Source organism: Bradyrhizobium sp. STM 3809 (assembly GCF_000239795.1).
Lineage (GTDB): Bacteria > Pseudomonadota > Alphaproteobacteria > Rhizobiales > Xanthobacteraceae > Bradyrhizobium.
Genome location: NZ_CAFJ01000714.1, coordinates 1 through 6,424, shown reverse-complemented (window position 1 = coordinate 6,424; position 6,424 = coordinate 1). Strand labels below are relative to the sequence as shown.

The 6,424-nt window shown below is 61.9% G+C and carries 7 protein-coding genes and 1 pseudogene; 6 read left to right on the top strand and 2 right to left on the bottom strand.

Features of this window, described 5'->3' with window-relative positions; genetic code table 11:
• The 6 genes from BRAS3809_RS30965 to BRAS3809_RS30940 form a co-directional block, all read left to right on the top strand.
• Window positions 1-924: DUF7146 domain-containing protein (locus BRAS3809_RS30965; RefSeq protein WP_139017481.1), on the top strand; the 924-nt coding region annotated here is incomplete at its 5' end.
• A gap of 342 nt (window positions 925-1,266) precedes the next feature.
• Window positions 1,267-2,202 carry a DUF2493 domain-containing protein gene (locus tag BRAS3809_RS30960; protein ID WP_008965956.1) on the top strand — a complete coding sequence of 312 codons (936 nt, stop codon included), beginning with the start codon at window positions 1,267-1,269 and terminating at the stop codon, window positions 2,200-2,202.
• Window positions 2,203-2,356: 154 nt separating this feature from the next.
• The gene (locus BRAS3809_RS30955; RefSeq protein ID WP_008965955.1) at window positions 2,357-2,818 is read left to right on the top strand and encodes a hypothetical protein; all 462 of its coding nucleotides are present in this window, start codon (window positions 2,357-2,359) and stop codon (window positions 2,816-2,818) included.
• A gap of 540 nt (window positions 2,819-3,358) precedes the next feature.
• Window positions 3,359-3,679, top strand: coding sequence for a DUF736 domain-containing protein (locus tag BRAS3809_RS30950; protein ID WP_006611602.1), 321 nt, complete (start codon window positions 3,359-3,361; stop codon window positions 3,677-3,679).
• A 203-nt stretch (window positions 3,680-3,882) separates the two neighbouring features.
• A complete protein-coding gene (locus BRAS3809_RS30945) occupies window positions 3,883-5,589 on the top strand; it encodes a methyl-accepting chemotaxis protein (RefSeq protein WP_008965954.1) in 1,707 nt (568 codons plus the stop codon).
• Window positions 5,590-5,636: 47 nt separating this feature from the next.
• Window positions 5,637-5,945, top strand: coding sequence for a hypothetical protein (locus BRAS3809_RS30940; RefSeq protein ID WP_008965953.1), 309 nt, complete (start codon window positions 5,637-5,639; stop codon window positions 5,943-5,945).
• 15 nt (window positions 5,946-5,960) lie between these two features.
• Here BRAS3809_RS30940 and BRAS3809_RS37805 read toward each other — a convergent pair.
• Together BRAS3809_RS37805 and BRAS3809_RS30935 are read right to left on the bottom strand one after the other, a co-directional pair.
• A pseudogene (locus BRAS3809_RS37805) lies at window positions 5,961-6,098 on the bottom strand (SOS response-associated peptidase); the annotation flags it as partial.
• On the bottom strand, window positions 6,098-6,424 hold a 327-nt coding region (locus tag BRAS3809_RS30935; protein ID WP_052523514.1), incomplete at its 5' end, for a hypothetical protein. The gene BRAS3809_RS30935 and the pseudogene BRAS3809_RS37805, both read right to left, overlap by 1 nt.

Genomic DNA, 6,424 nt, shown 5'->3' with positions numbered 1-6,424 from the left:
AGCCGCAACATAATCTTCGCCGCAACATATTCAGTCTTATGTGCAGTTGAACATAAGACCGATGCCGCAACCGGTGAACACGGCGATCTGCTCGACGTGATCGGCCAGACCTGCGGACTGCGCAGCTTTCGCGAGATCGCCGAGGAGGCGCGGCGGTTCTTGAAGCTGCCGCGCGCGCAGCGGGAGCCTCCGGCTCGGGGAAAGGACTTCCGGCGCTCCAGAGACCCAGTCAAGGCGGCTCGCCGGTTGTTTGCGATGGCCCAGCCGCTCGCTGGGACGCTGGCTGAGGTGTATTTGCGCAATCGCGACATCGATCCGCCCGTAGGCGCAGAGACTCTGCGCTTCCATCCACAATGCTTCTATCGTCCGGATGATGCCACGACCGTCGAGACTTGGCCTGCCCTGATTGCCGCTGTGACCAATCTTGAGGGTCGGATCACCGGGGTTCACCGCACCTGGCTCGATCCTGGCAGCTTTGATGATCGACGCCTCGGCAAGGCCCCGATCGACACGCCGCGGCGGGCCATGGGTGAGCTGTTGGGACATGCCGTTCGCTTTGGAATCGCCGACGACGTCATGGCGGCTGGTGAGGGCATCGAGACGATGCTGTCGTTGCGCACGGTCCTGCCATCCTTGCCCGTGGCCGCGGCGCTCTCGGCCAACCACCTCGCGACCCTGCTCTGGCCGGCAACGCTGCGCCGGCTCTATATCGCCGTCGATGCAGATGGTGCCGGCATGGCCGCCGCTGAGGCCCTGACCGCACGGGCGCTCGACGCCAACATCGAGGCGATAGCCTTGTGTCCTCGCCTTGAGGACTTCAACGAGGATCTGCGGCTTCTTGGGAAAGTCCAGCTCCGGGGCGTGGTGCGGCATCAGCTCTTGCTCAAGGACGCCGCGCGCTTCGTGGACGGGGACAAGGCTTGAGGCACCGGCTGGATGCGGCTTGTGGACACTGCCTCGTCGCCCGCCACCCGAACATAATCGTCTCATCTGTGACCTCCGAAAGCGCGCCGGGGCCTTCTTCAGAGGCGATCGGACAGCAGCCTGCCCGGTCCGGCAATGGCGGTGCGCCGCTATTTTCCGCCGGCCCGCGAGCGGGCCTTTGCATCGCGAGGCAAAATAGCCGCGCACCGCCATCCTCCGCTGTTGCTCCGGCCCGCTGCTCCCCGAGGGGATCAGCGGGTTCTGGTCCGGTCCGCCCGCCGTCTTGGAGATCGCTATGGAAGGCCGCGATCGGCGCGGTCAGCGATCACAGACGAGATGACCATGTCCGACCAGCACGACGAGACGCACGACCCGCGCGGTAACCAATCGACGACTGACTACGCCCTGGCCGAACTCCAGCTGCATGGCTACCGGCCCTTCGACGACGAGCCAGATCCGCGGCCGCTGCCGGAAGGCAGGGCGATCGCTGGCGCCGTGGCCGACATCTTCGATGCGCTCGTCGCGACGCTTTCCGACACTCGCGTCGAGCCCGAGCTGAAGGATCTCCTCTGGTCGACGGTCAACCTGTTCCACCGCGCGACGATGCGCACAGAGCGCGAGCTCGACGACAACGAGCAGGCGCAGCGGACCAGCCAGCGTGAGCAGAACGGCTCAGAGGTCCGCTCCGTGGAGCTCGAGCGCCTGACCTCGGAAGGGCTGTCGCTGGTCGAGCGCCGCAATGCCCTGGAACTGTTCCGCGACCTCGCCGCGGAGGCCTTCGAGCTGCATACGCGCTCACCGTGGCGGCCGCGATCGGGCTCCCAGGTCAACCATCGCACGCTGACCGCGGCCATGATCGACTCCCGCGACTTCCTCGCCGCCAAGCGCCGCGCCGAGACCGAGGTCATGCTACCTCAGGGGCCGAAGATCGCACTCACCGGCGGGCCGGACTTCAACGACGTCGCACTCATCTGGGATCGCCTCGACAAGGTCCACGCTAAGCATCCGGACATGGTCCTCCTGCATGGTGGCTCGCCGAAAGGCGCCGAACTGATCGCGTCCAAATGGGCGGCAAACCGCAAGGTGCCGCAGATCGCCTTCAAGCCCGATTGGACCAGGCACAACAAGGCTGCACCCTTCAAGCGCAACGACGCCATGCTGGAGACACTCCCGATCGGCGTCATGGTCTTCCCGGGTTCGGGGATCCAGGGCAACCTCGCCGACAAGGCCCGTCGTCTCGGCATTCCCGTCTGGACCTTCGGCAAGGGCGGCGCGTGAGCGCCGTCAACTCGTCGACCTCGTGCGTAGACCACCTCGATCGTTCGCCTGACTCTCCTCAACTTCGTCCAAATCACGATGCATCGTGTTTGGATTGCGCCGCGGTGGTGGTGGAAGGCGCATCCCGTCACAGCTTTGCACGGAGGCCACCACCATGCTCGCGATTGCTCTCATCCTTGGACTGGTCAGCGTCGGGCTCTTGGGCCGTGCGGTGTTCAAGCTTGCGGTCCATGCTCTGCCGTTCTTTGTCGCGGTCACCGTCGGCATGACGGTCCTGAATGCAGGCTTAGGCGTGGCGATTTTGGCCGGCATTACCGCGGCAGTTTTTACCTTGATGATCGGCCGCGCCCTGTTCGCCTCTTCGACATCCTTGCTGCTACGCGGGCTTGTGGCAGCCGCGTTTCTCATCCCGGCAGCGATGGCTGGTCGGCAAGTCGCGTTTGGAGCCGCTGCCTTGATTGCCGAGCTTTCACCGTTCTGGCGCGAAATCATCGGATGGTCGGGTGCCCTCCTGGTTGCTGGATACGCTCTGCAGCAGTTGCTCCATAACGACCTGTCCCGTCGGTTGCAGTCTACTCAGGACGGCGATCAGTCTCTCCACTCCTCACGGCTGTGAACCTGGGTTGCACAGCCCAGCCGCCTGTGGCTTGAGCAGTCCGCGATGAGGCGTTTGAACCGCGGGACATGGCAGGCTGAGCGCAGGTGGGCCGCGTCTCTCTGAGGCAGGGCCGGCGGCTGAACGAACTTCCCGGTGAAGGTATGGCTGGTTCGCGTCAGGCCGTCGCGGGCATGGGCGTTCGATTAGCACGCGCCATTCTTTTCGGGAATTTCTGATCGTACGCTTGGTCTGTCGGACGTCTTGTATGCCGCGGGTCGCCATGTCTCTCCTGCAACTGATCGGCTCGCGACGCACCTTGCCTCTTGATGGCTTGATCTGTCCGAAGACCGGCTGCGCCTCGATCGCCTGAGCGCAACGCCGCCGGCCAACTTTCTTCCCCTGGGCGAAGGCGCCCATTCCTCGCGGGACAAGAAAGTTGGCCGGCGGCGTCCTCCGCTGCCGCTTCAGCCCTTCGGGTGCGCCGTTGATCGTCTTCGGCCCGACATGCGCCATCGAGGCCGCGGTGGTCGCGGCCCGAACCAGCCAAGGAGAGACAACATGGCTTCCATCGGTTCCTTCAAGAAGGTCGGCGACGATTTCCAGGGCGAGATCATCACCCTGAGCCTCAAGGCCAAGGGCGTGCGCATCGTCCCCGAAGCCAACCGCTCCAGCGAGAACGCGCCCAGCCACCGCGTCTACGCCGGCCGGGTCGAGATCGGCGCTGCCTGGGCCCGCCGCTCCGAGGAGGGCCGCGACTATCTCTCGCTCAAGCTCGACGACCCCTCGTTCAACGCCCCGATCTACGCCAACCTGTTCGACGACGAAGGCGGCGAGGGCTACACGCTCCTCTGGTCGCGGCCGCGCAAGACGGCGGAGTGAGGTAGCGATCGCGTCCCGCTCGGGTCCACCGGTCGGGACGCAGTGGACCCACGATCCTAGCTCGCCGAGCACTCCGTAAGATTACGGTTCTCATCTCAAGTTAACAGTCTCGTAGCGCGCGCCGCGACATAACATCGCAGCGCTGCGACACTTTGATCCAGGTCAATGCGTAGCCGCTCGCCTGTCAACCAACGGAGCTTGATGTGCAGTTTCTTGGCCGATTTCGGATTTTGACGAAGATACTCGCGATTGTGCTGATGCTGAGTGCGCTGATGGGGACGCTAGCCTATATCGCAATGGGGGCCTTGCGCGACCAGAACGAGAACGCCGAGCGAATGGCTGCTGCTGCAAAGCGCTCGTTGGATGCTGCGCGCGTGAACCAGAACGTGATAGCAATCAACCGGGCGGAATTTCGTGGTGCGCTCGACCCGAGTGACGAGAACCGCCGAGCGGCTCGTCAGGTGGCGGAAGAGCAGCTCAAGCAGTTGAGGGAGCGGTTGGCTGAGGTCGAGAAAACTCCTGATCAGCAAGCCAAAGCCATGCTGCCAGCCGTTCGTGACGCCATTTCGGCGTACGAGGAAGATCTAAAAGCAACCTTTGCAGCGGAAGAGGCGGCGTCGACGGCCAAGACGACGGAAACCGCTCATAAGTTGCTTGAAGTCGTGATGAAGAGTCGTACTTCAGCAGAAGGGCTGCAGGGGAAAGTCCACGCGCTTGCTGATCGTCTCGATCAGCGGGCCGAGGAGTTCGAGAAAGAAACAGCTGACGAATATGAATCGACATCGCGCGTCATGATCATTATTTCGGTCGTCAGCGTGATCGCTGGTCTCGTCATCGGCGTATTGGTCGGGCAGTTCGGCGTCAGCCGGCCAATCCAAGCGATTGTTGCGCTGCTTCAGTTATTGGCGAGTGGCAATTACGACGTGTCTGTTCACAGCACGGATCGCGAGGATGAAGTCGGAGACGTCGCCAAGACGGCTCTGGTGTTCAAGGAAAATGGACTCGCCAAGATCAGGATGGAGGCGGAGCAAAAGGAGGCTGAGGCTCGAATGGCGGCCCAACGACGCGCGGACATGCACCACATGGCCGATCGATTCGAAAAGGCTGTTGGCGAAATTGTTGATACCGTCTCGTCCGCGTCTACAGAGCTCGAGGCGTCAGCTACTTCATTGACGTCGACCGCAGAGCGCTCGCGGGGCTTGGCCACCACGGTTGCCTCTGCCTCCGAAGAGGCGTCAACGAACGTACAGTCGGTTGCGTCGGCTACCGAAGAACTATCATCATCGGTCAACGAGATTAGCCGTCAGGTTCAGGAATCGGCGCGAATGGCGAGTGAAGCTGTGCAGCAAGCGCGCAAAACCAACGATCAGGTCAGTGAGCTATCGAGGGCAGCCGCCCGCATCGGCGACGTCGTCGAGCTGATCAATACGATTGCAGGGCAGACCAATCTGCTCGCTCTCAATGCAACGATCGAGGCGGCGCGCGCTGGCGAGGCCGGTCGAGGCTTTGCGGTTGTCGCCACCGAAGTCAAGGCACTGGCCGAACAGACCGCTAAGGCAACCGGTGAGATTGGCCAACAGATCAGTGGAATTCAGGCGGCCACGCAAGAGTCTGTCGGCGCGATCAGGGATATCTCCGGTACTATTGAGCGGCTTTCCGAGATCTCGTCGACGATTGCTGCTGCAGTCGAGGAACAAGGCGCGGCGACTCAAGAGATATCTCGTAACATTCAGCAGGCGGCGCTTGGTACGGGGCAAGTGTCTTCGAATATCGCCGAGGTCCAGCGCGGCGCAGGCGAGACCGGCACCGCGTCAACTCAGGTGCTTTCGGCTGCGCAGGTTCTGTCAAAGGACTCGAGCCGCTTGAAAGACGAAGTGAGGAGCTTCCTCGATACGGTGCGTGCCGCCTAACCTGGAAACGGCACTCGTCGACGGGATACTTCAGGAAGCGGCTTGCAATGTCAGAGCTTATCGTTCTGCCAGTTCGTAATCCGCTCCTAGGGGCGTGCCGTCAGATCGACAACTTGTTGATCAACGAGTCAAAAAGAGATCCGCGCTTCATCGAACTTAAACTGACCTATTGGAGACAATCGGTCAGTCAGATCACGGGACGGATGCAGAATGATCGCGCTCTCGCCGATCGCTTGGCGAAGCAATGCCAGTTAATTCTCGATGCGATTGACATTTGTGAAAAGGAACTCGCGAAGATTTATGAGGCGTTTGGCGTAGAGACGTTGAACGAACGAGCTGACCACGTCTCAAGATAAGATGCCGCCGCTTTATGCGCCGCGAATGGACGGTGCTGGACATTCTAAGAAAACGCCAGACATCAGGGAAAGATTGCCCTCGGACTGGCGTGTGGTTTGAAAGAGCGCCGTGATCGCGGCCTGGTTGGTGGTGATCGAGTAGAGATTGCACATCAATGGGCTCCAGGAACAAGGCTGTTCGCTGCTGCCATATGGCTGGAGTAGATGTGCTGTTCGGCCGTCCTAAGGTCGATCACAGCGCCGCAGAAGCAGCGTGACTGCCCAGACTTGGTTTGCGTTGGCAGACGGCATCCCGCGTCCCACATCGCATATTTCCAGGCCGTGAACGCTTTGTGCTCGCGCCACTCCGCGAAATCGCGCGGCGACCTGTTGGACAAGAAAACGCTCCAGGCCGCCTGGAAAGCATCGCGCGCCTGTTGATAGCTCACGGCCCGACCGACCTTCTGCTCTCCGGGATGACTGCCCGGGTAGAAGCCGCA

What these genes read in the sequence shown, in the direction of transcription:
- BRAS3809_RS30955 (WP_008965955.1), top strand. Translation starts at nt 2,357, where the DNA reads ATGCTCGCGATTGCTCTCATCCTTGGACTGGTCAGCGTCGGGCTCTTG.
- BRAS3809_RS30960 (WP_008965956.1), top strand. Translation starts at nt 1,267, where the DNA reads ATGTCCGACCAGCACGACGAGACGCACGACCCGCGCGGTAACCAATCG.
- BRAS3809_RS30940 (WP_008965953.1), top strand. Translation starts at nt 5,637, where the DNA reads ATGTCAGAGCTTATCGTTCTGCCAGTTCGTAATCCGCTCCTAGGGGCG.
- BRAS3809_RS30950 (WP_006611602.1), top strand. Translation starts at nt 3,359, where the DNA reads ATGGCTTCCATCGGTTCCTTCAAGAAGGTCGGCGACGATTTCCAGGGC.